Source organism: Streptomyces griseorubiginosus (assembly GCF_001514195.1).
Classification (GTDB): domain Bacteria; phylum Actinomycetota; class Actinomycetes; order Streptomycetales; family Streptomycetaceae; genus Streptomyces; species Streptomyces griseorubiginosus.
The window spans coordinates 26,833-52,721 of record NZ_KQ948734.1 but is presented as its reverse complement, the minus strand read 5'-3'; the positions used below and the strand labels follow the sequence as shown (position 1 = coordinate 52,721).

General features: G+C 70.2%; 25 protein-coding genes. 13 read left to right on the top strand and 12 right to left on the bottom strand.

Annotation, left to right across the window (positions count from 1 at the left end; genetic code table 11):
* Positions 1-196 precede the first annotated feature (196 nt).
* Positions 197-1,192 (bottom strand): ArsR/SmtB family transcription factor, encoded by a 996-nt coding sequence (locus tag AQJ54_RS00265; RefSeq protein WP_062232671.1) that lies wholly within the window; start codon positions 1,190-1,192, stop codon positions 197-199.
* Between the two features lie 140 nt (positions 1,193-1,332).
* Between AQJ54_RS00265 and AQJ54_RS00260 the strand changes: the two genes are divergently transcribed.
* The gene (locus tag AQJ54_RS00260) at positions 1,333-1,779 is read left to right on the top strand and encodes a peptidase inhibitor family I36 protein (RefSeq protein WP_030322188.1); all 447 of its coding nucleotides are present in this window, start codon (positions 1,333-1,335) and stop codon (positions 1,777-1,779) included.
* Positions 1,780-1,862: 83 nt separating this feature from the next.
* Here AQJ54_RS00260 and AQJ54_RS00255 read toward each other — a convergent pair whose 3' ends face one another.
* Together AQJ54_RS00255 and AQJ54_RS00250 are read right to left on the bottom strand one after the other, a co-directional pair.
* The gene (locus tag AQJ54_RS00255) at positions 1,863-2,936 is read right to left on the bottom strand and encodes a CU044_5270 family protein (RefSeq protein ID WP_062232669.1); all 1,074 of its coding nucleotides are present in this window, start codon (positions 2,934-2,936) and stop codon (positions 1,863-1,865) included.
* Positions 2,933-3,568: an RNA polymerase sigma factor gene (locus tag AQJ54_RS00250; protein ID WP_174856920.1), complete on the bottom strand. Its 636-nt coding sequence runs from the start codon at positions 3,566-3,568 to the stop codon at positions 2,933-2,935. The genes AQJ54_RS00255 and AQJ54_RS00250 overlap by 4 nt, the downstream gene beginning before the upstream one ends.
* A gap of 161 nt (positions 3,569-3,729) precedes the next feature.
* On the opposite strand from AQJ54_RS00250, the gene AQJ54_RS00245 reads away from it, so the two are divergent.
* Genes AQJ54_RS00245 through AQJ54_RS00235 form a run of 3 tightly spaced genes read left to right on the top strand, consistent with a single transcriptional unit; the run spans position 3,730 to position 7,326 of the window.
* On the top strand, positions 3,730-5,067 hold the full coding sequence (locus tag AQJ54_RS00245) for an MFS transporter (protein ID WP_062232667.1): 1,338 nt from the start codon (positions 3,730-3,732) through the stop codon (positions 5,065-5,067).
* Positions 5,064-6,434, top strand: coding sequence for an alpha/beta hydrolase family protein (locus AQJ54_RS00240; protein WP_062232665.1), 1,371 nt, complete (start codon positions 5,064-5,066; stop codon positions 6,432-6,434). Before AQJ54_RS00245 ends, AQJ54_RS00240 begins: the two co-directional genes overlap by 4 nt.
* 52 nt (positions 6,435-6,486) lie before the next feature.
* Positions 6,487-7,326, top strand: coding sequence for a PaaX family transcriptional regulator (locus tag AQJ54_RS00235; protein ID WP_174856921.1), 840 nt, complete (start codon positions 6,487-6,489; stop codon positions 7,324-7,326).
* A gap of 214 nt (positions 7,327-7,540) precedes the next feature.
* Here AQJ54_RS00235 and AQJ54_RS00230 read toward each other — a convergent pair whose 3' ends face one another.
* From AQJ54_RS00230 to AQJ54_RS00210, 5 genes are all read right to left on the bottom strand, one after another.
* Entirely contained in the window at positions 7,541-8,965 is a 1,425-nt protein-coding gene (locus AQJ54_RS00230; protein WP_062232663.1) for a sensor histidine kinase, read from the bottom strand.
* The gene (locus AQJ54_RS00225; protein WP_174856922.1) at positions 8,966-9,691 is read right to left on the bottom strand and encodes a response regulator transcription factor; all 726 of its coding nucleotides are present in this window, start codon (positions 9,689-9,691) and stop codon (positions 8,966-8,968) included. It abuts the gene before it with no gap.
* Between the two features lie 74 nt (positions 9,692-9,765).
* On the bottom strand, positions 9,766-10,377 hold the full coding sequence (locus tag AQJ54_RS00220) for an FMN reductase (RefSeq protein ID WP_062232661.1): 612 nt from the start codon (positions 10,375-10,377) through the stop codon (positions 9,766-9,768).
* A complete protein-coding gene (locus tag AQJ54_RS00215; RefSeq protein ID WP_062232659.1) occupies positions 10,374-11,510 on the bottom strand; it encodes an LLM class flavin-dependent oxidoreductase in 1,137 nt (378 codons plus the stop codon). The genes AQJ54_RS00220 and AQJ54_RS00215 overlap by 4 nt, the downstream gene beginning before the upstream one ends.
* Positions 11,511-11,727: 217 nt before the next feature.
* On the bottom strand, positions 11,728-12,615 hold the full coding sequence (locus AQJ54_RS00210; RefSeq protein WP_062232657.1) for an NADP-dependent oxidoreductase: 888 nt from the start codon (positions 12,613-12,615) through the stop codon (positions 11,728-11,730).
* A 126-nt stretch (positions 12,616-12,741) separates the two neighbouring features.
* Here AQJ54_RS00210 and AQJ54_RS00205 point away from each other — a divergent pair, with 126 nt between their 5' ends.
* On the top strand, positions 12,742-13,143 hold the full coding sequence (locus AQJ54_RS00205; RefSeq protein WP_062232655.1) for a winged helix-turn-helix transcriptional regulator: 402 nt from the start codon (positions 12,742-12,744) through the stop codon (positions 13,141-13,143).
* A 120-nt stretch (positions 13,144-13,263) separates the two neighbouring features.
* On the opposite strand, the gene AQJ54_RS45975 is transcribed toward AQJ54_RS00205, so the two are convergent.
* Entirely contained in the window at positions 13,264-13,740 is a 477-nt protein-coding gene (locus AQJ54_RS45975; protein ID WP_062232652.1) for a hypothetical protein, read from the bottom strand.
* 131 nt (positions 13,741-13,871) lie between these two features.
* Between AQJ54_RS45975 and AQJ54_RS00195 the strand changes: the two genes are divergently transcribed.
* Positions 13,872-14,204, top strand: coding sequence for a YnfA family protein (locus tag AQJ54_RS00195; RefSeq protein WP_028809347.1), 333 nt, complete (start codon positions 13,872-13,874; stop codon positions 14,202-14,204).
* 9 nt (positions 14,205-14,213) lie between these two features.
* Here the strand turns inward: AQJ54_RS00195 and AQJ54_RS00190 are convergent, their stop codons facing one another.
* Positions 14,214-14,648, bottom strand: a complete 435-nt coding sequence (locus tag AQJ54_RS00190; RefSeq protein WP_062232649.1) for an ester cyclase — start codon at positions 14,646-14,648, stop codon at positions 14,214-14,216.
* Positions 14,649-14,785: 137 nt separating this feature from the next.
* Here AQJ54_RS00190 and AQJ54_RS00185 point away from each other — a divergent pair, with 137 nt between their 5' ends.
* From AQJ54_RS00185 to AQJ54_RS00180, 3 genes are all read left to right on the top strand, one after another.
* Positions 14,786-15,550: an SDR family NAD(P)-dependent oxidoreductase gene (locus AQJ54_RS00185; RefSeq protein WP_062023022.1), complete on the top strand. Its 765-nt coding sequence runs from the start codon at positions 14,786-14,788 to the stop codon at positions 15,548-15,550.
* A complete protein-coding gene (locus AQJ54_RS47370; protein WP_258318921.1) occupies positions 15,547-15,681 on the top strand; it encodes a hypothetical protein in 135 nt (44 codons plus the stop codon). Before AQJ54_RS00185 ends, AQJ54_RS47370 begins: the two co-directional genes overlap by 4 nt.
* 154 nt (positions 15,682-15,835) lie before the next feature.
* A complete protein-coding gene (locus tag AQJ54_RS00180; protein WP_079069660.1) occupies positions 15,836-17,473 on the top strand; it encodes a recombinase family protein in 1,638 nt (545 codons plus the stop codon).
* A gap of 64 nt (positions 17,474-17,537) precedes the next feature.
* Here the strand turns inward: AQJ54_RS00180 and AQJ54_RS00175 are convergent, their stop codons facing one another.
* Positions 17,538-18,731, bottom strand: a complete 1,194-nt coding sequence (locus AQJ54_RS00175; protein WP_062232643.1) for an RtcB family protein — start codon at positions 18,729-18,731, stop codon at positions 17,538-17,540.
* Positions 18,732-18,949: 218 nt separating this feature from the next.
* Here AQJ54_RS00175 and AQJ54_RS00170 point away from each other — a divergent pair, with 218 nt between their 5' ends.
* The 3 genes from AQJ54_RS00170 (at position 18,950) to AQJ54_RS00160 (ending at position 22,180) form a co-directional block, all read left to right on the top strand.
* The gene (locus AQJ54_RS00170; protein ID WP_062232640.1) at positions 18,950-19,786 is read left to right on the top strand and encodes a hypothetical protein; all 837 of its coding nucleotides are present in this window, start codon (positions 18,950-18,952) and stop codon (positions 19,784-19,786) included.
* Between the two features lie 133 nt (positions 19,787-19,919).
* A complete protein-coding gene (locus tag AQJ54_RS00165; protein ID WP_162952050.1) occupies positions 19,920-20,819 on the top strand; it encodes a DUF3558 domain-containing protein in 900 nt (299 codons plus the stop codon).
* Positions 20,820-20,923: 104 nt separating this feature from the next.
* Entirely contained in the window at positions 20,924-22,180 is a 1,257-nt protein-coding gene (locus AQJ54_RS00160; RefSeq protein ID WP_211278477.1) for a DUF2637 domain-containing protein, read from the top strand.
* Positions 22,181-22,259: 79 nt separating this feature from the next.
* Here AQJ54_RS00160 and lysS read toward each other — a convergent pair whose 3' ends face one another.
* Entirely contained in the window at positions 22,260-23,999 is a 1,740-nt protein-coding gene (gene lysS, locus AQJ54_RS00155; RefSeq protein ID WP_062232634.1) for a lysine--tRNA ligase, read from the bottom strand.
* A gap of 133 nt (positions 24,000-24,132) precedes the next feature.
* Between lysS and argS the strand changes: the two genes are divergently transcribed.
* On the top strand, positions 24,133-25,887 hold the full coding sequence (argS, locus tag AQJ54_RS00150) for an arginine--tRNA ligase (protein ID WP_062232631.1): 1,755 nt from the start codon (positions 24,133-24,135) through the stop codon (positions 25,885-25,887).
* Positions 25,888-25,889 lie beyond the last annotated feature (2 nt).

Here is a 25,889-nt window from a genome sequence, read left to right as displayed (position 1 = left end):
GGGGTGGTGGCCGTCGGGGCCCAGGTCGGCTCCGCACGGCGACGACCGGCGAGTCCGGCTTGCCGGTCCCCGAAGGCGGATGACGCGAACGCCGAGCCACCCGCGGTGGCTGACGAGACGGTGGGCGGTCGACCCTCCGCCGGGCCTCGGGGGGTGTGCCGCCGGTCGGCCGGAGGTGGTGCGCTGGTGTCGGGGACTACTCCTTCGGTCCGGCCGGCTCCCGGGCGTTCTCCAGCAGGGCCGCTCCGAGCGGGGTCAGGGCGTGCAGGACCGTGTTGGCGTGGCGGTGGCTGGTGATCAGGCCGGCGTCGCGCAGTACGGCGGTGTGATGGCTGGCCGTCGTCGGGGTCACACCGGCCCGGCGGGCGGCCTCGGTGGTGGTGGAGCCGGTCGCGCCGGCTCTCAGGATGGCGGCGCGGGTGGGTCCGAGCAGCGCGTTCAGCGGTGCCGAGTCCGTGTGCGGGGTCGTCGTGGGCCGGTGATGGAGGGGGTAGAGGAGGACGGACGGGAGCCCGGGGTCGGCCAGTGCGACGGGCGCCTGCCAGCAGAAGTAGGAGGGGATCAGGAGCAGCCCCCGTCCGTCGAGGTGGACGTCGCGGTGGTCCGGGTACGGATCGATCTCCAGGACCGGTGGCCGCCAGCGGATCGTGGGGCCCAGTCCGGCCAGCAGGCCTTCGGTCCCCTCGTGGAACAGGGTGTGGGCGTGCCGGGCCCGTTCGGCGTGCAGACGTTCCTGGATGGACTCCTCGTGCGGGGCGATCACGGCACGGTGGTAGGCGCGCAGGGCGTCCACGAGCTGTTCGCGCAGGTCGGGCTCGGTGAGCCGGCGGGTCCAGGATGGGGCTCCGACGGCCCGGCCGAGCGCGTCCACCTCACGCGCGACCCGCTCGCACGGAGTCGCCAGAACCGCCTCCAGGCCGGCGTCCAGTCCCTGGGTGCCTTCCGGTGGTGTCAGGAAGTCGGGGAAGTAGCTGGCACGGGGGAAGAGCGGTAACAGGAAGGTCTTCACGGTCCGTTCGAGCCCGGCCAGCCGCAGCGCGTCACACGCGGTGCGGAACCAGGGGGCGTAGGCCCAGCGGCCTTCGCGGGTCTGGAGCCGGTGCAGACTGACCGCGATCTCCCAGAGGGCGTGCGGTTCGGTCGCCACTCTGACTCTGGTGAGGTCCTCGGACGTGAAGTGAAAGCGGAGCATCCGTTTCCCCGTGGAGCGGTGGTGCCGACCTGCGAGATGTCACTGGGCTCGCATGAGCATGACAGCTATGTGCCGGGCCGGGAAGCATGAATTCCCGCCAGCCGTAGGCCCGTTGGCGCAGTCCACCAGGAAGGTACGACATGTTCTCGTCCGAGCAGGAGCACGACCGCACGTCCCGCCGCACCCCCCGTCGGGGCCGCCTGGGTCTCGTCGCCGGGGCGCTCACCCTCGCCACGGCCGCCCTGGGTCTGGTCGCACCGAGTTCCGCGAGCGCCACGGCGCAGGCGTGGGAGTGCAACAGCGGCAACGTGTGCGTCTACAGCGGCAACAACGGCACGGGCAGCCGGTGTTCGTGGAGCAACGCCGACCCGGACTGGTACAGCGGCGACATCCAGTGTTCGTGGGCCGACAACCAGGTCGTCCGGTCGATCTACAACCGCGGCACGTCGTCCTCGTACAACTGGGTCGTTCTCTACACCGGCGCCAACTACACCGGTGACCACTACTGCTGGGCGCAGAACGGCGGCTTCGGCTCGGAGTTCAACACCAAGATCCGCTCCCACCGCTGGCGCTCCACCTGCTCGTGACCGCATGACGGATCGGCGGGACCCGGAGTGCCGGGTCCCGCCGATCCGTGGTTCATCCGGGGCCGCGGCTCCGGTTCACCCCGTCAGCCCTCCTCCCCCGGCACCTCCTTCATCGCGTCCACGACCGCCCGCCGGGTGATCGCGATGGTGAAGGTCACCGTTCCCTTCTTGAAGGTGTCGCTCGGCCCGACCTGCACGCTGCGCTCCCCCAGGAACGCGTACGTCTTCTTGTCGAAGATCCACTCCGTGCGCTCCCCGTTCTGCTCGTCGAGCCGCGCGACGGCGACGCCGTGGCGGCCGACCGCGTCGACCGCGTCGTTCACCGCGACGACCCCGGGGATCCGGGCGGCGGCCTTGAAGAGCGCGGGGGTCAGCTTCGCGGGCGGGTAGCTCTCGGTCAGCAGGTCGCCGATGGCGACGAACGCGGCCTGGTCGCGCGGGACTTCGGGGTCCCGGACGGCGTCCGACTCCTGGTAGATCCTCCGCAGCAGCGCCGCCGGGTCGGTGGGCAGCTTCGCGAGCCGGTCGTAGGCCGAGCGGGCCGGGTTCGGTCCGGCCAGGGTGATGCCGTCCTTGCCCGTGTTGCCGGGCTCGATCAGCCAGCCGTCGCGGCCGTCGGGGGACTGCCAGACCTGACGGGAGTGCAGCTTCTGGGTCACGATCGTGGTCTTGTCGCCGACGGTCTTGGGATAGGTGCTGGCGACCTTGGACGCGATGTAGAGGAACTGGTCGGCCCGCACGGTGGTTTCGGAGGTGTCGGCGGCGGCCAGGGCGATGTGGTCGAGCAGCGGCTGGGCGCCCCGGGCGTCGGCGGCGCCGATCCGGGTCGTCAGCGCGGGCCCGTCGGCCGAGGAGGTGCCGGCGTCCCCGCCGCCGGTCAGGGCGACCCCGCCCACCACCGCGGCGGCCAGGGCGCAGGCCAGCGCGGGCAGCAGGACCGCGCGGCGCAGGAACGGGCGGGGACGGGCGGGGGCGGTCGACGGGCTGTTGCGCGCCGGGGCGACGGCGGTCGTACGAAGGTCCTCGCGGATCCGGGCCATCATCTGCTCCTTGTGGAACTGGTGGCGGCCCGCCGGCAGGTCCCGCTCCTCGGCGGACAGCAGACCCTGGGTCTCCGTCCACTCGGCCGGGTGCGGCTGGGAGGGGCTGGCGTTCATCGGTTTCCTTCCTGTGCGGACCGGATCACGAAGTCGCGATCACCCTTTGTCTGCCGGTTCGTCCGGGTGAGTTCCCGTTTCCTGCGCGCCGGTCGGGCCAGTTCCGCCTCGGCCAGCTTCCGCAGCCGGCCGCGCGCCCGGGAGAGCCGGGAGCGGACGGTTCCGACGGGGATGCCGAGGGCGCGGGCCGCGTCGGCGTACTCCAGGCCCTCCCACAGACACAGCACGAGGACCTCGCGTTCGGGGCGTCTCAGTGCGGCGAGCGCGGTCACGGTGGCAGCGATCCGGCGCCGGTCGTCCACGCGCCCGGCGGTCTCCTCGGCGTGATCGGCGACCTCCGGGACACCCGCCGCGGCCACCGCTCCGGCCGCCGCCCGGTAGCGCCGGTTGCCGCGGCAGTGGGAGCGGGCGACGTTGGTGGCGATGCCGAGCAGCCACGGCCGCAGCGACCCCCCGTCGGCGTCGACGGAGGTCCGGCGCCGCCAGGCCTCCATGAAGGTGGCCGACATGACGTCCTCGGCCACGGACCAGTCGGCGGTCAGCCGGAAGGCGTGGTTGTACACCGAGCGGGCGCACTGGTCGTAGAGCTCCGCGAAGGCGTCCGGATCCCCGGCCCGTATCCGGGTTCGCATATCTGTGGTCACGTCCTCAACTGCACGCCCGGATCACCGAGTTCCCGTGACACACGTCACACTCACCTCTCGCTCCCCGACCAATGTTGTGCACTTTATTGACGGCAGTCACCAGACAGCCTAATTTCACGGTGTCCTTCCCCCGCTCAAGGGAGAGCGAGATGCCCCCGTCCCCCACCGCATCCGACCGCACCCGCCAACTCCGCCGCGTCGCCCTCTCCGGCCTGCTCGGCACCGCCGTCGAGTTCTACGACTTCCTCGTCTACGGCACGGTCGCCGCCCTCGTCTTCGGCGAACTGTTCTTCCCCGGCGCCGACCCCGCCGTCGGCACCATCGCCGCGTTCGGCACCTTCGCCGCCGGATACGTGGCCCGCCCCATCGGCGGCATCGTCTTCGGACACTTCGGCGACCGCCTCGGCCGCAAGAAGATGCTGCTGCTCACCATGGGCCTGATGGGCGGCGCCAGCTTCCTCATCGGCCTGCTGCCCACCTACGACACCATCGGCGTGTGGGCGCCCGTCCTGCTGATCACCCTGCGCGTAATCCAGGGCATCGCCATCGGCGGTGAGTGGGGCGGCGCGACCCTGATGGTCGTGGAACACGCGGGCGAGAAGCGCCGCGGACTGTGGTCCAGCTTCACCCAGATGGGAGCCCCGCTCGGCTCCCTGATCTCCGCCGCCGTCGTCGCCCTGGTCTCCACTCTCCCCAAGGACCAGTTCGCGGCCTGGGGCTGGCGGGTGCCGTTCCTGCTGAGCGTGCTGCTGCTCGGCGTCGGCCTCTTCGTCCGCCTCCAGGTGGTCGAGAGCCCGCTGTTCGCCGAGGTGAAGAAGGAGCGCGCGGAGTCCCGGCTGCCGATCCTCGACGTCCTCAAGCGCCCCCGACCCGTCCTGCTGGCCTGCTGCGTCGGCATCGGCGCCTTCACCGCCCAGTCCCTGCTGACCAGTTACCTCATCTCGTACGCCACCGGCATCGGCCACCCCCGCCCGCAGGTGCTCACCGCGCTCACCGTCTCCGCCGCGGTCGCCCTGGTCGTGCTGCCGTGCGCCTCCGCGCTCTCGGACCGGATCGGCCGCCGCCCGGTCGTCCTCGCCGGCGCGCTCCTGTCCGCCGCCACCGCCTTCCCCGTCCTGGCACTGGTCGACCGGAAGTCCTCGGGGGCGCTGATCCTGGCCGTCGTCATCGGCCACGGCATCTCCCAGTCACTGATGTACGGCCCGCTCGGCGCCCTGTTCAGCGAGATGTTCGGCACGAAGGTCCGCTACACCGGCGCCTCCCTCGGCTACCAGGGCGCCACCCTGGTCGGCGCCGGTTTCTCCCCGCTGATCGCCACGAGCCTGGTCGCGAGCAGCGGCAACGGCACCCCGGTCGCCCTGCTGCTGTGCGGCGGCTCGCTGATCACCGCGCTGACGGTGTTCCTCGTCCGCGAGACGAACCGGGCCTCCCTCACCGACCCGGCGTCCGAACTCCCCACCCCCCACACCGAGGAGATCACCGCATGAGGCACGGCACCCGCATCGCCGCCGGCGCGGCCCTGCTGCTCACCCTCACCACCGCACCCGCGGCGACGGCCGACACCGGCACCACCACCCACGTGGACGGCCAACTCCCCTCCGGCGCCACGTACATGATGGACGTCCCCGCCAACTGGAACGGCACCGTCCTGCTGTTCAGCCACGGCTACAACGCGGGCCCCGCCAACCCCGCCCAGGACGCTCCGGACGCGGCCACCAAGCCCCTTCTCCTCCAGCAGGGTTACGCCCTCATCGGCTCCTCGTACGCGTCCACCGGCTGGGCGGTCACCGACGCGGTCCCCGACCAGCTCGCCACCCTCAAGGCCTTCACCACCCGCTTCGGCCAGGCCTCCCGCACCCTCGCCTGGGGACGGTCGTACGGCGGGCTGGTCACCACCGCCATCGCCGAGCGCCACCCGGACGAGATCGACGGCTCGCTCTCCATGTGCGGTCTGGTCCACGGCGGCGTCGCCAACTGGAACAACACCCTCGACCCGGTGTTCGCCCTCAAGACGCTCCTCGGCTCCGACGTCCCGCTGGTCGACCTCCCGACCCAGGAGGCCGCCACCACCGCCGCGAACACCCTCACCGCCAAGGTCGACTCCGCCCAGTCGACGCCCGAGGGCCGGGCCCGGATCGCCCTCGCCGCCGCCCTCCACAACATCCCGGTCTGGAACGCCCCCACCCAGACCCGCCCCGCCGCCACCGACTGGGACGCCCAACAGGCCAACCAGTACGACGCCGTCAAGGGCCTGCTGAAGATCGCCGCCTTCAACCGGCGCCAGGAGGCCGAGGTCCGCGCGGGCGGCAACATGTCCTGGAACACCGGCGTCGACTACGCCCGGCTGCTCGCCGAGTCCTCCGTCCGCAAGGAGGTCACCGAGCTGTACAAGAAGGCGGGCCTGTCCCTGACCAAGGACCTCGCCGCCCTGAACCGGGCTCCGCGCATCACCGCGAATCCCGCCGCCGTCGCCTGGACGAGCAGCACCAGCAGCTTCACCGGCAAGCTCACCAAACCCCAGCTCACCATCCACACCATCGGCGACCCCCTGGTCCCGGTCCAGACGGAGAGTGCCCTGAAGCGGGCGGTCACGGCGGCCGGTTCCGGCCCCCTGCTGCGCCAGGCGTACGTCGACAACGCCGGCCACTGCACCTTCAGCCCCGCCGAACAACTCGCCGCCCTCCACGCCCTGGAGGACCGCCTGACCACCGGCACCTGGCGGGGCACCGACCCGGCGTCCCTCAACACCCGCGCCACCGCGGCCGACCCCACCACCCCCACCCGCTACGTCCGGTACCACCCCACCCCCTACCTGCGCCCGTACGACCTTGCGCACCCCGCCGACCGCCGATGACCTCGTACGACCGCCTGCCGCACGGTCGGCGGGCGGTCGTACTCTTGCCCCCGTGGAGGACGACGACATCCTGGACACCGCGGAGGGGCCGCAGTCACGCCCGCAGTCGCTCATGCTCACCTTCTTCGGCAACCACGTTTTGGAGGAGGGGGACCTGGCGGTCTACTCGGGCAGCATCATCGACGTCCTGGGCCGCGTCGGCGTGGGCGAACAGGCCGTACGCTCCACCCTGACCCGCATGGTCAACCGGGGTCTGCTCCAACGCCGGCGCGAGGGACGCAAGATGTTCTTCGGCCTGACCCCGCAGGCCACCCGCGTCCTGATCGACGGCCGTACCCGCATCTGGGAGCAGGGTGCCGTCAACGACGACTGGGACGGCTCCTGGACCCTGCTCGGCTTCTCCCTGCCCGACTCCTGGAAGCGCCAGCGCCACGACCTGCGCTCCCGGCTGACCTGGTCCGGGTTCGGCGCCCTCTACAGCGGCCTGTGGATCGCCCCCGGCGAGGTGGACGTCTCCGCGGTGGTCGCCGAACTCGGCCTCACCGCGCACGTCAAGATCTTCCACGCGCGAGCCGCCGAGGTGACCGACATCGAGCAGATGATCAGCGACACCTGGGACCTGGACTCCATCGCCGCGCGCTACGTCACCTTCGACAAGCGCTGGGCCCCCCACTTGGGCACGGGATCCGGGGACGACCCGATCGGCACCCGGCTCCGCCTGGTCAGCGAATGGCTGTGGACCATCCGCACGGACCCTCGGCTCCCGGCCCGCCACCTGCCCCCCGCGTGGCCGGCCCGCACCGCCCAGGAAACCTTCTACACGGTCGCCCGACAGACCCACCCGGCCCTGGAGGCGGCCCGGTCCAGCCTGGAGACGATCCCGCTGCGCTGAGCTTGGGCGGGGCGCCTGAAGGGGTGCCGGGTTCGGTTGTTCGGCGGGTGCGGGTGCATGGGGGCGGCTTCGGTCGTTCGGCGGGTGCGGGTGCGTCGTGGCTGGTCGCGCAGTTCCCCGCGCCCCTGGGGGTCGCACTCAGGCGCGCCAAGCTCTCAGGGGCGCGGGGAACTGCGCAAAACGCCCGCCCCCACCAAGCCGCAGACGCAACCGCTCAACCGTCGGAGGCAACCCCACCCACGGTGAACCCGATCACCGTCCCGCCCCCGTCCCGGGAAAACGCGAACGGCGCCCCACCGTGCGACAGCGCAACCTCCCGCACGATCGACAACCCCAGCCCCGACCCCGGCAGGGACCGCGCATCCGCGGCCCGGTAGAACCGGTCGAACACCCGCACAAGATCCGCGTCCGCGATACCCGGCCCCCGGTCGAGGACCTCCACCCGCACCGGCCCCGCCACCGTGAACCCGGACACCGAGATCTCGATCGGCGCCGACCCCTCCCGGTCGAACTTCGCCGCGTTCTCGACCAGGTTGGACACCGCCCGCTGGAGCATCGCCGGCCGCCCGTCCGTCACCGTCGGCCCCTTCGCGTGGACCACGATCTCCCGTCCGGTCCGCCGCCGGGCCAGCCCCGCCACGTCCTCGGCCACATCCGCGAGATCCACCCGCTGCGGCGGCTCGTTGTCCGACTGCCCCGCCGCGAGGTCGACCAGCTCGTTGACGAGGTCCGTCAGCTCCCGCGCCTCCTGCGTGAGATCGGCGACCAGTTCCTCACGGGTCGCGGGCGGCAACTCGTCGATCCGCCGCAGCAGCGAGATGTTCGTACGCAACGAGGTGAGCGGCGTCCGCAGCTCGTGCCCCGCGTCCTGCACCAGCCGCCGCTGGTCCTCCTCGGACTGCGCGAGCCGCCCCAGCATCCGGTCGAAGGCCCGCCCCAGCCGTCCCACCTCGTCGTACCCGGTGACCGGCACCTCGATCTCCAGCCGACGGGTCCGGGCCACGTCCTCCGCAGCGGAGGTGAGGATCACCAGCCGCCGGGTGATCCGCCGGGCCAGCCACCAGCCGAACAGCCCGGCCCCGATCACCACCGCGGCCATGAGCAGAAACGTCCGCTGCTGAAGCGCCCGCAGCAGATCCTCGGTGTCGCTGAACTCCTGGGCGACCTGCACGGCCCCCCGCCCCCCGCCGAGGGAGACGGTGGCGATCCGGTACACGTCGCTGCCGACCGAGACCTCCTTGTGGAGCACCATCCGCCCGGCGACCCGCGCGCCCGCGACGTCCCGGTCGCGGGCGGTGACGGGCAGGCCAGGCCGCCCGGGGTCGGCGACCGCCCCGGTGGCCCCGAGCACCTGCACGTCCGTACGGGCGGGTCGCACCAGGTCGTGTCCGGGCGCCGAGGACGAGAAGTCCTCCGTCGCCATCCGCTGCTGGCGGACCTCACCCCGCAGATCCTGTACGACCTGGTCGAACACGGACTCCTGGTCGACCCGCACCAGACGGGCGGCGGCGCTGTAGGACAGCACACCCACGAGGACGGTCACCGCGGCCGTCACCGCGGCGAAGGACACCACGAACGTGGTCCGCAGGGACAGCAGCCGGGGCCGCGGCCGGGCCCAGATCCGAGCCAGCCGCCCCACTCAGTCCTCCCGGAGCACGTAACCCACGCCGCGCACCGTGTGGATCAGCTGCGGCGCGCCGGGTTCGTCGAGCTTGCGGCGCAGGTAGCCGACGTAGACGGCGAGGTTCTTGGAGCCGGGCCCGAAGTCGTAGCCCCAGATCCGGTCGTAGATCGTGGAGTGGTCGAGGACGATGCCCGCGTTGCGCACGAGCAGTTCGAGGAGCTCGAACTCGGTGCGGGTCAGCTCCAGCTCGCGGGTGCCGCGCCAGGCCCGCCGCGCCTGGATGTCCATGCGCAGCCCGGCCGCCTCGATCCGCCCCGCGGGCAGCTCGGGCGCCACGGCCTTGGGCGCCGCGCCGACCGGGGCCATGCCGTCGGGGCTGGTCCGCCGCAGCAGGGCGCGCAGCCGGGCGAAGACCTCCTCGACGTCGAAGGGCTTTACCACGTAGTCGTCGGCGCCCGCGTCGAGGCCGGCGATCCGGTCCTGCGTCTCCACGAGCGCCGTGAGCATGAGGATGGGCGTGCGGTCGCCCTCGGCGCGCAGTACCCGGCAGACCTGGAGTCCGTCGATGCCGGGCATCATCACGTCGAGGACGAGCACGTCCGGCGGCGTCCTGTGGGCCTGCGCCAGCGCCTCCACCCCGTCGGCGACCGCGGTGACCTGGTAGCCCTCCAGGATCAGGGCGCGCTCCAGGGCATGACGGATGGCGCGGTCGTCTTCGGCGAGCAGCACGTTTTGGGGCACCCCCTCAGTGTGCCGTGCCCGCCGAGTCGTGCGACGTGATGCGCAGCTCACCGGGCGCCCTTCTTACTGGCCTCTCACCCCGTCGGCCGCAGCGCGGCGAGCCGCTCCTCGAAGGGCACGACGTCCTCGAAGGTGTCCGCCGAAGGGCGCCGGCCGGCGGCCCCGGGGACCGCCGACAGCCCGCTCATGAGCGCGGCCAGCTCCCCGGCCGCCCGCTCGATCCGCGCGTCCAGACCTTCCGCGCCCCAGTCCTCCGAGGCGGCGTAGACCCCGGTCGGCACGACGACGGCCTTCAGGTAGGAGAAGAGCGGCCGCAGGGCGTGGTCCAGGACCAGGGAGTGCCGTGCGGTCCCTCCGGTCGCGCCGATCAGCACCGGCTTCCCGGCCAGCGCCTCCGGCTCGACCAGGTCGAAGAAGGACTTGAAGAGCCCGCTGTACGACGCCGAGAACACCGGCGTGACGACGACCAGTCCGTCCGCCCCGGTCACGGCGTCGAGCGCGGCGCTCAGCGCCTGCCCGGGGAAGCCGTTGGTGAAGTGGTGCGCGATGTCGACGGCGAGTTCCCGCAGCTCCACGACCTGGACGTCCACCTCGGCGGTACGCCCCACGGCCGCGGCCAGCCGGTCGGCCAGCAGACGGGTGGACGACGGGACGCTCAGCCCCGCGGACACGACGACGAGCTTCATGCGACGACCTCCTCGTTCTTCGCGGCCTCGTTCTTCGCGGCCTCGTTCTGCGCGGCCTCGTTCTGCGCGGCGGCCAGCAGGGACGCGTGGGTGGGAGCCTCCGGGACGTCCGCCGGCCGGTTCACCGCGAACTCCTTGCGCAGCACCGGGACGACCTCCTCGCCGAGCAGGTCGAGCTGCTCCAGGACCGTCTTCAGCGGCAGCCCGGCATGGTCCAGGAGGAACAGCTGGCGCTGGTAGTCGCCGGCGTACTCGCGGAACTTCAGCGTCTTCTCGATGACCTGCTCCGGGGAGCCGACGGTCAGCGGGGTCTGGTCGGTGAAGTCCTCCAGGGAGGGCCCGTGACCGTAGACCGGGGCGACGTCGAAGTAGGGCCGGAACTCGCGGACGGCGTCCTGGGAGTTCTTCCGCATGAACACCTGTCCGCCGAGCCCGACGATCGCCTGCTCCGCCGTGCCGTGCCCGTAGTGGGCGTACCGGCTGCGGTAGAGCTCGATCATCCGCTTGGTGTGGTCGGCCGGCCAGAAGATGTTGTTGTGGAAGAAGCCGTCACCGTAGTAGGCGGCCTGCTCGGCGATCTCGGGCGACCGGATGGAGCCGTGCCAGACGAACGGCGCGACCCCGTCCAGCGGCCGGGGCGTCGAGGTGAACCCCTGGAGCGGCGTACGGAACTTCCCCTCCCAGTTCACGACGTCCTCGCGCCACAGCCGGCGCAGCAGGGCGTAGTTCTCGATGGCGAGGTTGATGCCCTCGCGGATGTCCTGCCCGAACCAGGGGTAGACCGGCCCGGTGTTCCCGCGGCCCATCATCAGGTCGACGCGCCCGTCGGCCAGGTGCTGGAGCATCGCGAAGTCCTCGGCGATCTTCACCGGGTCGTTGGTGGTGATCAGCGTGGTGGAGGTGGAGAGGACCAGCTTCTCGGTCTGCGCCGCGATGTAGCCGAGCATGGTCGTCGGCGACGACGGCACGAACGGCGGGTTGTGGTGCTCCCCGGTGGCGAAGACGTCGAGCCCGACCTCCTCCGCCTTGAGCGCGATCGCGACCATCGCCTTGATCCGCTCGCGCTCGGTCGGCGTACGTCCGGTGGTCGGGTCCGGCGTGACATCACCGACGCTGAAGATCCCGAACTGCATGGTCGCTCACCCTCCAGATAGTTGACGGTTAAACTATAACCGCACGCCTGGAGTAACGAGACCCCACCCGCACATATTCCGGGGACTCACCCAGGGACACGGCGCGGTCTCGACCCACGTCCCCACCAACCCACCCAGGGGCGCGGGGAACTGCGCGACCAGCCCCCACCGGCCCGCAGCCGCCCGACAACCGGACCCGGCACCCCAGGCGCCCGGCTCACGGCACCAGCACAAGCCGCCCCCGCACCCCACCCTTCTCCAACCGCGCATGCGCCTCGGCCACCGCGTCCAGCGGATACGTCTCGGCCACCCGCAACGTCAGCACCCCCTCGTCCACCAACCGCACCAGCTCACCGAGCCGCGCCCCGTCCGCCGTCACCGACACGGACGCCGTCCGCACCCCCCGCACCGACCCGGGATGCGCCCCCGGCCGTACCCCGACATAGGCACCCCCGTCCCGCACCCACGCAAGCGCCGCCTCCCCCAGAACAGCGGTGTCCAGTACGGCGTCGTAGCCCCCGGCACCGGGATCCGTGGTGAACTCCGCGGCCCCCAGGGACCGTACGAACTCCTCGTCCCCCTCCCGAGCCAGCCCGGTCACCGACACCCCCTGCCGGGAGGCGAGTTGCACGGCGAACCCCCCGACCGCCCCGGCCGCCCCGGTGACGAGCAGCGACTGCCCCTCGGTCAACTCCAGGAGATCCAGGGCCTGCACGGCGGTCAGCGCGTTCAGCGGCAGCGTCGCAGCGTGCACCGCGTCGACCGTGACCGGCGCCTTGGCCACCGCGTCCGCGTCGACGACGACGTACTCGGCATGCGTCCCCACATCCTTCGTGAGCCCGTGGTACAGCGCCACCACCGGCTCCCCCACGCTCCAGGAACCGTCCGCCCCCACCGCGTCCACGGTCCCGGCGACGTCCCACCCCAGCCCGAGGTCCTTGCCCTCCCCGCCGAAGAACCCGCCCCGGACCCCGAGGTCCACAGGATTCAGCGTGGCACCGGCCACCTTGATCCGTATCTGCCCGGCCGCCGGCTCCGGCAGCGCGGTCTCCACCACCTGCACGGCATCGGGTCCGCCGAACGTCCTCACCACAGCAGCACGCATGACTGAGCACTCCCCATCGGTCACTCTCAGCGCCGGAACCTCCGCCGCTGACGGCAACCCTAGGAAGAGCTACTATCTGCTGGTAAGTAGTTACCTGGAAGTGCGTAGGTCCCCCGGAGGTGAGCCATGCCGACCACGACAGCGGCCCAGCGGCGCGAGCAGGCACGCGTGGAGTACGACGCGTTCATCAAGGGCTGCCCCACCAACCAGCTCCTGGACCGCCTCAGCGACAAGTGGGTCAGCCTCGTCGTCGCGGCGCTCTCGGGCGGCCCCATGCGCTACAGCGACCTCAGCCGCAAGATCGCCGGCGTCAGCCCCAAGATGCTCACCCAGACCCTCCGCACCCTGGAACGCGACGGCATCCTCACCCGCACGATCACCCCGTCGGTCCCGGTAAGGGTCGACTACGCCCTCACCCCCCTCGGCAGCAGCCTCGCGGGCCTCCTCACAGCAGTGAAGACCTGGGCGGAGACCCACATCGAGGAAGTCCACGAGGCAAGAGAGCGCTACGACACGGAAACGGCCTGACGTTCCCTCAGAACGCCGGCCCGGGTGACTCCCTCAGGGGCGCGGGGAACTGCGCGACAAGCCCCCACCGGCGCGCACCCGAACCACCACCCGCACCCGCCCCCTCCCCACCTGGCCCCGTCAGAAGTAGTACTCGTCCCCACTGTCCAGCACCAACACCCGCTGCCGATCATTCGCCCGGTTCAGATCCACCGTCCCCCCGTTCCACACCGTGTCGATCTCCAGCAGCACCTCCGACGGCACCCCCACCAACCGCACCCGCATCTCCACCCGCTCCCCCACCGCGTCCGCCCCCAGCGCCCCCACCCGGCACAGCACCACCCGCTCCTCCGCCCGAGCACACCCGTCCGGCAACGTCAGCAGGTCCTCCAACGGCTCCGACCACCGCAGCCGCACGGTCGCGTCCGGTACGGCCGCCGGCCCGTGATTGCGCGGAGTGAACCGCAGGTCGACCCGCCCCCCGGCCAGGGACGCGGCCCCGTGGTACGCCAGATCCGCCTCGGGCCCGCCGACGGCGACCGCCGTACCCCCGCCCCCGCCCACAAGCCCCGCAGCCGCCACCACCGCCACCGCACCCCACACCGCAAGCACCCGCATGCCACCCACTCCTCGCTCCCGCCGCACCCGAACCGCGTGGTCGCAGGGATGTATCCCACGTAGGACGAACGACAGGCGCCCTCCAACAGGTGACGCGGGGCCCGGCCGAACGGCGTGCGAAGCTGGGCGACATGCTCGTAGCCCGTTCCGCCGCCCTGTTCGTCGTGGCCGCGCTCTTCGAGATCGGCGGCGCCTGGCTGGTCTGGCAGGGCGTACGGGAGCACCGCGGCTGGATGTGGACCGCCGGTGGAGTCCTCGCCCTCGGCGCCTACGGCTTCGTCGCCACCTTCCAGCCGGACGCCCACTTCGGCCGCGTCCTCGCCGCGTACGGCGGTGTCTTCGTGGCCGGCTCGATCCTGTGGGGCATGGCCGCGGACGGCTACCGCCCCGACCGCTGGGACATCGCGGGCACGCTGATCTGCCTCGCGGGCATGGCCGTGATCATGTACGCGCCGCGCGACTGAGGGCCGTACTCACGAAGGCTCGTCGGGCAGCAGGCCCAGCTGCCCCAGGAACTCCATCTCGTCGAAGTAGAGCCGGTAGTCGGTGATCCGGCCGTCCTTCACGGTGGCGATGTCCACGCCACGGATCCGGATCTCCTTCCCCGTGGCGGGCAGCGTCCCCCCGTCGGGCAGATGGATGGGCCCGGTGTTGCGCCCGTGGTAGACGCCCTCGTCGATGGCCGTGTCCCCGACCTCGTAGGAGTGCAGCGACTCGAACCTGGCGTCCGGCACCGCCTCCGTCATCTGCCGCCAGTACTCGACGATGTCTTCCCGCCCGTGGAGCGCCCCCTCGTCCGGGGTCGAGGCGACCGCGTCCTCCGCGTACAGCTCGGCGACGGCTTTCAGGTCCGGGTGCTCGGTGAGCGCGTCGGTGAGCCGGTCCATGACCTCACGCGCTTCTCCCATGATCCACCTCCGTGGTTTCGGAGGATCACCCCTCCCATCCTCCCACCGGCCCGCGATACGGACCGCCGGAGAGGAGAACGCGGGGCCTGCCTATCCTGACTGGCGAAGCCAGACCGTCCCCCGCCCGAGGAGCACCCATGCCCAGCGCAGCGTCCCGCATCGCCGTCGTCACCGGTGCGAGCAGCGGAATCGGCGCCGCGACGGCCCGGCAGCTCGCCGCGGCCGGCTACCGCGTCGTCCTGACCGCCCGCCGCAAGGACCGGATCGAGGCGCTCGCGGAGGAGATCAACGCGGCGGGCCACCAGGCCACGGCCTACCAGCTGGACGTCACCGACCGGGCCGCGGTCGACGAGTTCGCCACGGCCTTCAGGACGATCGGCGTGCTGGTCAACAACGCCGGCGGAGCGCTGGGCGCCGACCCGGTCGCGACCGGCGACCCGGCGGACTGGCGCACGATGTACGAGACGAACGTCATCGGCACCCTGAACGTCACCCAGGCCCTGCTCCCCAAGCTGGAGGCGAGCGAGGACGGCACGATCGTGATCCTCTCCTCGACGGCCGGCCACGGCACGTACGAGGGCGGCGGGGGCTACGTGGCCGCGAAGCACGGCGAACACGTGCTGGCGGAAACGCTCCGCCTGGAACTCGTCGGCAAGCCGATCCGCGTGATCGAGATCGCCCCCGGCATGGTCAAGACCGACGAGTTCGCCCTGACCCGCTTCGGCGGCGACGAGAAGAAGGCGTCCAAGGTCTACGAGGGCGTGGCGGCTCCCCTGACCGCCGACGACGTGGCCGACACCATCACCTGGGCGGTGACCCGCCCCAGCCACGTCAACGTGGACCTCCTGCTCCTCCGCCCCCGGGCCCAGGCCTCCAACACCAAGGTCCACCGCGACCTGTGACCGGCCCCGAGAAGGACAGAAAAGACCCCCACGACGAACGCCACATGTGGTGGTGGCTCGCCTACTTCCTCTTCGGCATCCACATCGTGGCCTTCGTCATGATCTACGCAGCGATGCACGCACCGAAGTAAACGCCTCGCGGTCACCCACAGGGATGAACCCCTTCGATCACCCGAACGCCCCCTGAACAGGCGACCTAGGCTCACGCCACAACATCAACACGACGGCCCTCGGCAGGGCGGCAACCCGACCGAGGGCCTACCGACAAGGAAGTAGAGCTTCCCTGTGGCTGAGCATGACACTAGCGTGCGCTCGAACGCACAGATCGAAAGACGTACGCATACCAGGCCGTCGGCCTGTGAAGTGGAACTTCTTCTCGAGGAACTCCGTGGGATCCCCCGCGACGCGCCCTCCCTGTCAGAAGCGCTGGAGCTCCGGAAGGCAGGCTGGCACCTGGTCGTCGCCTACTGCCGCATCTCCCATGACAGGCACCGCAGAGACGGTCATGGAGTGGAGGACCAGGCGAGGCACTGCGCGCGTATTGCCGCACGGCATCGGATGATCGTCATTCACCGCTACGTCGACAACGACAAGTCCGCCTCCAAAATCGGCGTCAGACGCCCGGAATTCGACTCAATGGTCGCCGCCCTGACGGCTGGAAAGACCACAGCCGGGTATCCGATCGACGGTGTGGTGTGCGTCTCCGACGACCGTCTCTACCGAGACGTGCACACATTTCAGATCTTCCTCAGGTGCTTCACCGCGCATCCCGCCCGCGTCTACGCAGATGGTCTCGGTACGTACGACCTCTACAGCGAAGACGCCGCACAACGCTGCCTCCTGGGAGCGGCCGCTGCCCGGGCAGAGAGCACCAAACAGCAGCACAGGGCGAAACTCAACCACCGTGCACGAGCGGAGCGGGGGGAACCTGTAGCGTCGCGCCGCACTTTTGGCTGGAACGCCGACATGGTCACACTGAACCATGGCGAGTCAGAAGTCGTCCGAAGCGGAGTGCAAAGCTTGTTGGCCGGTAAGACACTGACTGCGGTGACCCACGATTTCGTCGCGTCCGGCTACACCACCACGCTCGGCAACTCCTGGCAGCGGCAGACGGTGAAGCAGCTTCTCCGCAATCCACGCATCTGCGGATACCGCAAGCTTCACGGCCTCCTCATCCGTGACACCGACGGCAAACCTGTCGTCGGTCAGTGGAGGTCCATCGTTTCACCGGAGGAGTGGCACGCCGTCTCGCAGATGCTGGACAAACAGCGCCATCCTGGCGGTTGGGCCAAGAACGGCCCTACCCCCCTGGACAGTGGTTATCTGCTCACCGGGCTGGTGCGCTGTGGACGTCCGCTAGAAAATGGGCGGCGCTGCGGTGCACCGATGCTCGGAAAGCCCGCGAAGGCGTCCTACGTGTATTGCTGTCGTCCCGCTCTCGACGGGGGCTGCGGTCGGGTGAGCCGCCAAGGACCAGCCGTCGACGAACTGATCGTGCAGAAAGTCCTCGGCATGCTGTGCGGGCCGGCCGGCGAGAGCGTGCTCCTTGTTCGGCCCACTCTTTCCTGGCCAGGCACTCATCACCTGGACATAGCCACCCGACGCAAGGCGGCCCTTCAGGAGCAGTGGTACGCCGAAGAGATCAGCGACCACGAGTACTTTTCACAGTTGAAGATCGAGGAGACATCGATCAAGCGGCTCATGACCGAACAGCAGATGTGGGCGCTCAACCGTCGTTCCGACACGCATGAACCCGTCGACACATATGCTCGCTGGGACGCTCTGAGCAGGAGCGAGCAACGTGAGCTCCTCTCTGGCCTGTTGGAATCCGTGATGATTCTGCCCGGGACAAAGGGCTCACATCGATTCGATCCAGCCACGGTGGTGCCGGTATGGCACGCAACCGTCCGCCCGAGCCGGTAGACGACCACATCGAAGAACGGTGGGCCCGATCCGAGTCGGACGGGCCCACCGTTACAGGTGCAGCTCAACCCTTCACGCACACGACCTGCTTCAGCTTCGCCACGACCTCCACCAGGTCCCGCTGCTGGTCGATGACCTGGTCGATCGACTTGTAGGCGCCCGGGATCTCGTCCACCACGCCGGAGTCCTTACGGCACTCCACGCCCCGTGTCTGCTCCTCCAGGTCCCGCGTCGAGAACCGCCGCTTGGCCGCGTTGCGGCTCATGCGCCGACCGGCGCCGTGGGACGCCGAGTTGAAGGCCTTCTCGTTGCCGAGGCCCTTCACGATGTACGAGCCCGTCCCCATGGATCCCGGGATGATGCCGTACTCGCCGGCCCGGGCACTGATCGCGCCCTTGCGGGTGACAAGCAGGTCCATGCCTTCGTACCGCTCGCGGCTCACATAGTTGTGGTGGCAGCTCACCTCGGGCTCGAAGACCACCTTGGCCTTCTTGAACTCCTTGCGGATCACATCCGTCAGAAGCGCCATCATGATCGACCGGTTGTACCTCGCGTACTCCTGAGCCCAGTAAAGATCGTTCTGGTACGCCGCCATCTGCGGAGTCTGCGCGATGAAGACCGCTAGGTCACGATCGACCAGCCCCTGGTTGTGCGGGAGCTTCTGGGCCACGCCGATGTGATGCTCCGCCAGCTCCTTGCCGATGTTCCGGGAACCGGAGTGCAGCATCAGCCAGACAGAACCGGTCGTGTCCGTGCAAACTTCGACAAAGTGGTTGCCGGATCCAAGCGTCCCCATCTGCTTCGCAGCCCGCTCCTGACGGAACTTCACCGCGTCAGCCACCCCGTCGAACCGCCCCCAGAAGTCGTCCCACCCAGCCGTCGCGAAGCCGTGCATCCGCCCGGGGTCGACGGGACTGTCATGCATCCCCCGCCCCACCGGAATGGCCTGCTCGATCTTCGACCGCAGCCGCGACAGATCCCCCGGCAGGTCGTTCGCCGTCAGGGACGTCTTCACCGCCGACATTCCGCAGCCGATGTCCACCCCCACCGCCGCCGGGCACACCGCACCCTGCATCGCGATCACGGACCCGACCGTCGCCCCCTTGCCGTAGTGCACGTCGGGCATCACCGCGAGGCCCTTGATCCACGGCAGGGTCGCGACGTTGCGCAGCTGCTGGAGGGCCACGTCCTCGACCGTCGCCGGGTCGGTCCACATCCGGATCGGGACCTTGGCGCCCGGCATCTCCACGTACGACATATCGTCCTCATTCCCCCGGAAACAAAACAGAAGTCTCATAACGCAAAACCGGCGCCAAGGTCGACGTATGGGATGACGGACCGGCGTTCACGGCTGTGCGTGCGATACACATTGTCTGCAGGGGACGCCCCCGTGCGGCAAGCGAATAACCTGCGGGGACACTGAAGATCCCTCGAGACATCCCCACGAGTCGGAGACATTCCGAGAGGAGCCCCACCGTGCAGCGGAAGGCCTACGTACCCGGCGTCGCCGCCCTCCTCGCGGCGCTGTTGGCCGGCTGCACCGGCAGCTCGGGCGGCGACGGCACGACGGACGACGCCAACCCCGGCGACGCGGGCACCGCCTCCGCCGTGGCCCAGCCCGGCAAGTACCGCACCCTCCCCGAGGCCTGCAGTGCGGTCGGCCAGAGCACCCTGGACACGCTGCTGCCCGGGATCCAGCAGATCACCGACGAGGACCAGCGCGCCAAGGCCTACGAGGGCGAGGCCACCCTCACCTACGACACGGACCGCAAGGTCGGCTGCCGTTGGAAGGTGGAGGCCTCGGACGCCACCGAGTACCTCTCGGTCGACTTCGAGCGCGTGGTGTCGTACGACAACGCGGTCAGCGACGACAGCCAGGCGCAGGAGCTGTTCGCGCAGGCGGAGGAGAAGGCCGATCTGCCGGCGTCGGCGACCGCCGGTGCCACCTCGGACGTGGAGGAGAGCGGCACGGCCGCCGGTTCCACGGCGTCCCCGGCGGCCAAGCCCAGCGGCTCCTCCTCTGCTTCCGCCTCCGCCTCCCCGAGCGGGTCGTCCTCCGTCACTCCGGCCGATCTCCAGCCCCGGTTGCTGGACGATCTGGGTGACGAGGCGTTCCTGGACGACGCGTTGAGCACGTCGGGTTCGACGGCGAAGCAGCGCAAGGTGACTGTGGCGTTCCGCACGTCCAACGTGATCGTGACGATCGAGTACGAGGAGCAGCCGACGACGATCGGCGTCACCCCGGACAGCAAGGAAATGCAGGACAACGCCCGGAAACTGGCCTCTCAGCTGGACGGGTCGCTGTCCGGTTGAGCGCTCTGCACACACTCCTCACGCATGCGCACGAGGCGTTCGAAGCTGGACCGCACGGCATCCTCACCGCGTACCGTGGCCCCTCGGACCCGATCCGACGGCAGGAACCACAAGCGTCTTGAGTGAAGGAACCATGCAGCGACGAGCAGAGCGTGACCAGGGTGCCCAGCAAGCGAAGCGCCTTCACCGCGTCCTTGTCTGCGCGGCCGCAGTCCCGGTGATGCTGATCGCCGCCGGCTGCTCCTCCGGCTCCGACTCCGGCTCCGGCGGTGACAGCGCCGGCGGGGGCAACGGAAGCGCGAGCAGCGGGGCGGGCGCGGACAGCGGTGCCTCGGCGTCCGCGGCTCCCACGGTGCAGGCGGCGGCGTACAACTCGCTTCCCGACGCGTGCGGGACGCTGTCGAAGAAGACCCTGAAGTCGCTGACGCCGGAGGCGTCCAAGGGCAAGAAGGGCACGTCCGAGGCGGGCACGCGGGGCAGTTGCTCCTGGAGCAGCCTCGACAACAACGGTGTGAAGGGCTCGCAGTTCCGCTGGCTGAACGTCTCGCTGCTGCGCTTCGAGTCGGACGCCTCGCGCGGTACGGGTGAGGCGCAGGCGGGGAAGTACTACGAGCAGCAGGTCCAGGACGCCCAGTCGGTGGCCGGTGCGAAGAACACCAAGTCGCAGGCGGTGGCGGGGACGGGTGACGCGGCGACGTTGGTGCGCTACGACCTGAAGAAGAAGGAAGGCGCCTTCAAGCAGCAGACGGTCGTGGCCCGGGTGGAGAACGTCGTGGTGACGGTCGACTACAACGGCGCGGGTCTGGCCGGCGACAAGACGCCGAACGCGGACGACCTCGCGAAGCTGGCGGAGAAGGCGGCCAAGGAGGCGGTGGCCGCGGTGTCGGCGGCGAACGGTGAGGGAGGGGCGAACCCGGCCCCGTCCGCCCCGGCGTCCAAGGCTCCGTCGAAGTCGGCGTCGCCGTCCCCGACCGCGTCGAAGTCGGCCTCGACGTCGGCTTCTCCGTCCAAGTCGGCCGCGAAGACGAGCTGAAGCAGTACTGACGGCCTGATCCGGCCACCCGTGCGCAGCACATATGTGCCACTCTGTTGCGCGCAACAACACGCACAGGGAGGGGAGTACGGGTGGCCGCGCCCATGCAGCTGACTCGAATGCACCGCGTGCTCATAGGCGTGGTCGTGTTCGGCGCCGTGATCATCGCCGGCATCGGCTTCGCGGGGTCGTACGCGGCCGTCCGTGAGCTCGCCATCAAGAAGGGCTTCGGGAACTTCAGTTACGTCTTCCCGATCGGCATCGACGCGGGTATCTGTGTCCTGCTGGCCCTGGATCTGCTTCTGACGTGGATCCGCATCCCCTTCCCCCTTCTGCGTCAGACGGCCTGGCTCCTGACGGCCGCCACGATCGCCTTCAACGGCGCGGCGGCCTGGCCGGATCCGCTCGGCGTGGGCATGCACGCGGTGATCCCGGTGCTGTTCGTGGTGGCGGTGGAGGCGGCCCGGCACGCGATCGGCCGGATCGCCGACATCACGGCGGACAAGCACATGGAGGGCGTCCGCCTCACCCGCTGGCTCCTCTCCCCGATCCCCACGTTCCTCCTCTGGCGCCGGATGAAGCTGTGGGAGCTGCGCTCCTACGAGCAGGTCATCAAGCTGGAGCAGGAACGTCTCGTCTACCGGGCCCGCCTCCACTCCCGCTTCGGCCGGGCGTGGCGCCGGAAGGCCCCGGTGGAGTCCCTGATGCCGCTCCGCCTGGCGCGCTACGGCGTCCCGCTGGCCGAGACGGGCCCGGCGGGCCTGGCGGCGGCGGGCATCGAGCCGGTCCTGCTGCCCCCGGCACCGACGCAGGCGGAACTGCCCTCGGCTGCCCCTGCCCCCGCGCCCGCCGTCGTCCCCCAGCAGGCGGCACCTGCCGTCGAGCAGCGCCCCGAACCGGAGCCCGAGCCCGACCAGAGCCCCTGGTTCGAGACCCCGAAGCAGGTCGAGTACCAGGGCGGCTACAACCCCGACTACGACCCGGCGGAGCAGTACAACCGCTGGTACGAGGAGCAGCTGGAGGCGGAGCAGTACGAGCTCCAGCAGATCCAGTACGAGGAGCCTCCCAGGGAGCCCGTTGTCGAACCCTCGATGGAGGAGACCGGCGGCTTCCCCATTCCGGTGTCCAACGGCCGCACCCGCGAGCTCGGCGAGGGCGGCGGCACCCCGGAACCGACCGAGGAGGACTTCTACCAGGTCTTCAAGAAGTCGATAGACGGCAGCTACCCGTCCCCCGGCCAGCTCAGGGGTGACGTGGAGGCGACGTACGGCGTGGTCCTCTCGCAGCGCGACGCCGAGCGCATGGTCAACCGCTTCACGAACCGCCACACGGCGGAGCTCCAGGAAGACCACATCGCGTAAGAGACGGAAGTGACCGAAGCAGGAGTCGGAAAAGGGGGCCCTCCGCATCGGAGGGCCCCCTTTCCGTACCGTCTGCCGCCTACTCCCCGAGCAGCGCCCGCACCCGCTCCTGCCCGACCGCCAGCAGCAGCGTCGGCAGCCGCGGCCCGGTGTCACGCGACACCAGCAGCTGGTACAGCAGGGCGAAGAACGCCCGCTGGGCCGTCTTGATCTCGGCCGGCAGCTCCTTGGGCGTGGCGTCCGCGGAGAACCCGGCCTGCACCTTGGGCACCCCGTACACCAGGTGGGTCAGCCCGTCGAGGGACCAGTGCGAGGCCAGCCCGTCGAGGAGCAGCCGCAGCGACTGCTGGGACGCCTCGTCGAGGGACTTCAGCAGCTCGGCGTCGGGTTCGTCCCGCACGATGGTCCGCTGGTCGGCGGGCACCTGCGTGTTGATCCAGGCCTCGGCCTTGTCGTACCGGGGCCGCGCCTCGTCCAGCGAGGAGAGCGGGTTGTCGGGGTCCAGCTCGCTGAGGATGCGCAGCGCCTGGTCCTCGTGCCCGGCGGTGATGTCGGCGACGGAGGCCAGCGTCCGGTACGGCAGCACCCGCGCCGTGCGCGGCAGCTCGCCCGCGGCCGTCCCCACCGCACGCGCGTGGGCGGCGACGTCGCCCGGCAGCGCGGAGCCGTCGGCGACCTTGGCGTCCAGCTTGTCCCACTCGTCGTAGAGCCGCTGGATCTCCTGGTCGAAGGCGATCTTGAAGGACTGGTTGGGCCTGCGGCGGGCGTAGAGCCAGCGCAGCAGCTGCGGCTCCATGATCTTCAGCGCGTCCCCGGGCGTGGGCACCCCGCCCTTGGACGACGACATCTTCGCCATGCCGGAGATACCGACGAAGGCGTACATGGGCCCGATGGGCTGCTTCCCGCCGAAGATCCCGACGATCTGGCCGCCGACCTGGAAGGAGGACCCGGGAGAGGAGTGGTCGACCCCGCTGGGCTCGAAGACGACACCTTCGTACGCCCACCGCATCGGCCAGTCGACCTTCCAGACCAGCTTGCCGCGGTTGAACTCGTTGAGCCGGACGGTCTCGGAGAAACCGCAGGCGTTGCAGGTGTACGACAGCTCGGTCGTGGCGTCGTCGTAGGAGGTGACCGTGGTGAGGTCCTTCTCGCAGTTGCCGCAGTAGGGCTTGTACGGGAAGTACCCGGCGGAGCCGCTGGACCCGTCGTCCTCGGCGGCCGCGCCGGACCCCTCGGCGGCCTCCAGTTCGGCCTCGTCGACGGCCTTCTGCTGCTTCTTGGCGGGGGCCTTCTTGGTGCGGTACTGGTCGAGGATCGCGTCGATGTCCGCGCGGTGGGCCATGGCGTGCAGGATCTGCTCGCGGTAGACGCCGGAGGTGTACTGCGCGGTCTGGCTGATCCCGTCGAACTCGACACCGAGCTCGGCGAGGGCGTCGACCATGGCGGCCTTGAAGTGCTCGGCCCAGTTCGGGTGCGCGGACCCCTGGGGAGCGGGCACGGAGGTCAGGGGCTTGCCGATGTGCTCGGCCCACGACTCGTCGACACCGGGCACGCCGGCCGGGACCTTCCGGTACCGGTCGTAGTCGTCCCAGGAGATGAGGTGGCGCACCTGGTGGCCCCGGCGCCGGATCTCGTCGGCGACGAGGTGCGGGGTCATGACCTCGCGAAGGTTCCCGAGGTGGATGGGCCCGGAGGGGGACAGCCCGGACGCGACGACGACCGGTTTGCCCGGGGCCCGACGCTCCGACTCCTCGATGACCTCATCCGCGAAACGGGAGACCCAGTCGGTGGTCTCAGCGCTCTGACCCACGATCGGCACGTCCTCTTTTAATGATGGCGTTGATGGAGGCTCCATTCTCCCAGACGGCTCCGCGCGGGAGAAAACCGCTTTACCCCCCATGGGATACTGACCGTGTCTATCTGATCCCCCGAGGAGAACGGCACCCACTCCCATGGCCCCGGTCACGTCCCTCAGCGACGCCGTCAACCAGCAGCTCACCTCCGCGCTCTCCGCCACCCTGCCGGAGGCCGACGCGGACCCTCTGCTCCGACGCAGCGACCGGGCGGACTTCCAGGCGAACGGCGTCCTCGCGCTCGCCAAGAAGGCCAAGGCGAACCCCCGGGAGCTGGCGACGCAGGTCGTGTCGCAGGTGGTCGCCGGTGACGTGATCAAGGACATCGAGGTCTCCGGCCCCGGCTTCCTCAACATCACGCTCACCGACAGGGCGATCACCGAGAACCTCGCCGCCCGGTACGAGGACGGCGACCGTCTCGGCGTACCGGTCAAGGACCGGCCCGGCATCACGGTGATCGACTACGCCCAGCCGAACGTGGCGAAGGAGATGCACGTCGGTCACCTGCGTTCCGCGGTGATCGGCGACGCCCTGCGCGGCATGCTCGACTTCACCGGCGAGAGGACGATCGGCCGGCACCACATCGGCGACTGGGGCACCCAGTTCGGCATGCTCATCCAGTACCTGATCGAGAACCCGGGCGAGCTGGCCCCCGCGGCCGAGGTCGACGGCGAGCAGGCCATGTCGAACCTGAACCGGGTGTACAAGGCGTCGCGCGTGGTCTTCGACTCCGACGAGGAGTTCAAGGAGCGGGCCCGGAAGAGGGTCGTCGCGCTCCAGTCCGGCGACAAGGAGACCCTGGAGCTGTGGCAGCAGTTCGTGGACGAGTCGAAGGTCTACTTCTACTCGGTCTTCGAGAAGCTGGACATGGAGATCCGGGACGAGGAGATCGTCGGCGAGTCGGCGTACAACGACGGCATGCCGGAGACCGCCCGCCTCCTGGAGGAGATGGGCGTCGCGGAGCGCTCCGAGGGCGCGCTCGTCGTCTTCTTCGACGACATCCGCGGCAAGGACGACCAGCCGGTCCCGCTGATCGTGCAGAAGGCGGACGGCGGCTTCGGCTACGCGGCGAGCGACCTGACGGCGATCCGGAACCGGGTCACCGACCTGCACGCCACCTCGCTCCTGTACGTCGTCGACGTCCGGCAGTCCCTGCACTTCAAGATGGTCTTCGAGGCGGCCCGCCGCGCCGGCTGGCTGACCGACGAGGTCACCGCGCACAACATGGGCTACGGCACGGTCCTCGGCGCGGACGGCAAGCCGTTCAAGACGCGTGAGGGCGAGACCGTCAAGCTGGAGGATCTGCTGGACGAGGCGGTGCAGCGGGCCGCCGAGGTCGTCCGGGAGAAGGCCCAGGACCTCACCGAGGACGAGATCCAGGAGCGGGCCGCACAGGTCGGCATCGGCGCGGTGAAGTACGCGGACCTGTCGACGTCCCCCAACCGCGACTACAAGTTCGACCTGGACCAGATGGTCTCGCTGAACGGCGACACGTCCGTGTACCTCCAGTACGCGTACGCCCGTATCCAGTCGATCCTGCGCAAGGCGGGAGACGTACGGCCGTCCGCGCACCCGGAGCTCGAACTGGCCGACGCGGAGCGGGCGCTGGGCCTGCACCTGGACGCGTTCGGCGGCACGGTCTTCGAGGCGGCGGCGGAGTACGCCCCGCACAAGCTGGCGGCGTACCTGTACCAACTGGCGTCCCTGTACACGTCGTTCTACGACAAGTGCCCGGTCCTGAAGGCCGACACCCCGGCTCAGGTGGAGAACCGCCTGTTCCTGTGCGACCTCACGGCCCGCACCCTCCACCAGGGCATGGCCCTGCTCGGCATCAGGACGCCCGAGCGCCTCTGACG

Excerpts from the sequence above, each read along its gene's own strand:
- AQJ54_RS00215 (WP_062232659.1), bottom strand. The coding sequence starts at position 11,510 with ATGCAGTTCGGGATCTTCAGCGTCGGTGATGTCACGCCGGACCCGACC.
- AQJ54_RS00220 (WP_062232661.1), bottom strand. The coding sequence starts at position 10,377 with ATGAAGCTCGTCGTCGTGTCCGCGGGGCTGAGCGTCCCGTCGTCCACC.
- AQJ54_RS00210 (WP_062232657.1), bottom strand. The coding sequence starts at position 12,615 with ATGCGTGCTGCTGTGGTGAGGACGTTCGGCGGACCCGATGCCGTGCAG.
- AQJ54_RS00205 (WP_062232655.1), top strand. The coding sequence starts at position 12,742 with ATGCCGACCACGACAGCGGCCCAGCGGCGCGAGCAGGCACGCGTGGAG.
- AQJ54_RS00245 (WP_062232667.1), top strand. The coding sequence starts at position 3,730 with ATGCCCCCGTCCCCCACCGCATCCGACCGCACCCGCCAACTCCGCCGC.
- AQJ54_RS00195 (WP_028809347.1), top strand. The coding sequence starts at position 13,872 with ATGCTCGTAGCCCGTTCCGCCGCCCTGTTCGTCGTGGCCGCGCTCTTC.
- AQJ54_RS00185 (WP_062023022.1), top strand. The coding sequence starts at position 14,786 with ATGCCCAGCGCAGCGTCCCGCATCGCCGTCGTCACCGGTGCGAGCAGC.
- AQJ54_RS00250 (WP_174856920.1), bottom strand. The coding sequence starts at position 3,568 with ATGCGAACCCGGATACGGGCCGGGGATCCGGACGCCTTCGCGGAGCTC.
- AQJ54_RS00190 (WP_062232649.1), bottom strand. The coding sequence starts at position 14,648 with ATGGGAGAAGCGCGTGAGGTCATGGACCGGCTCACCGACGCGCTCACC.
- AQJ54_RS00255 (WP_062232669.1), bottom strand. The coding sequence starts at position 2,936 with ATGAACGCCAGCCCCTCCCAGCCGCACCCGGCCGAGTGGACGGAGACC.
- argS (WP_062232631.1), top strand. The coding sequence starts at position 24,133 with ATGGCCCCGGTCACGTCCCTCAGCGACGCCGTCAACCAGCAGCTCACC.
- AQJ54_RS00260 (WP_030322188.1), top strand. The coding sequence starts at position 1,333 with ATGTTCTCGTCCGAGCAGGAGCACGACCGCACGTCCCGCCGCACCCCC.
- AQJ54_RS45975 (WP_062232652.1), bottom strand. The coding sequence starts at position 13,740 with ATGCGGGTGCTTGCGGTGTGGGGTGCGGTGGCGGTGGTGGCGGCTGCG.
- AQJ54_RS00265 (WP_062232671.1), bottom strand. The coding sequence starts at position 1,192 with ATGCTCCGCTTTCACTTCACGTCCGAGGACCTCACCAGAGTCAGAGTG.
- AQJ54_RS00175 (WP_062232643.1), bottom strand. The coding sequence starts at position 18,731 with ATGTCGTACGTGGAGATGCCGGGCGCCAAGGTCCCGATCCGGATGTGG.
- AQJ54_RS00160 (WP_211278477.1), top strand. The coding sequence starts at position 20,924 with ATGCAGCTGACTCGAATGCACCGCGTGCTCATAGGCGTGGTCGTGTTC.
- AQJ54_RS00240 (WP_062232665.1), top strand. The coding sequence starts at position 5,064 with ATGAGGCACGGCACCCGCATCGCCGCCGGCGCGGCCCTGCTGCTCACC.
- AQJ54_RS00165 (WP_162952050.1), top strand. The coding sequence starts at position 19,920 with ATGCAGCGACGAGCAGAGCGTGACCAGGGTGCCCAGCAAGCGAAGCGC.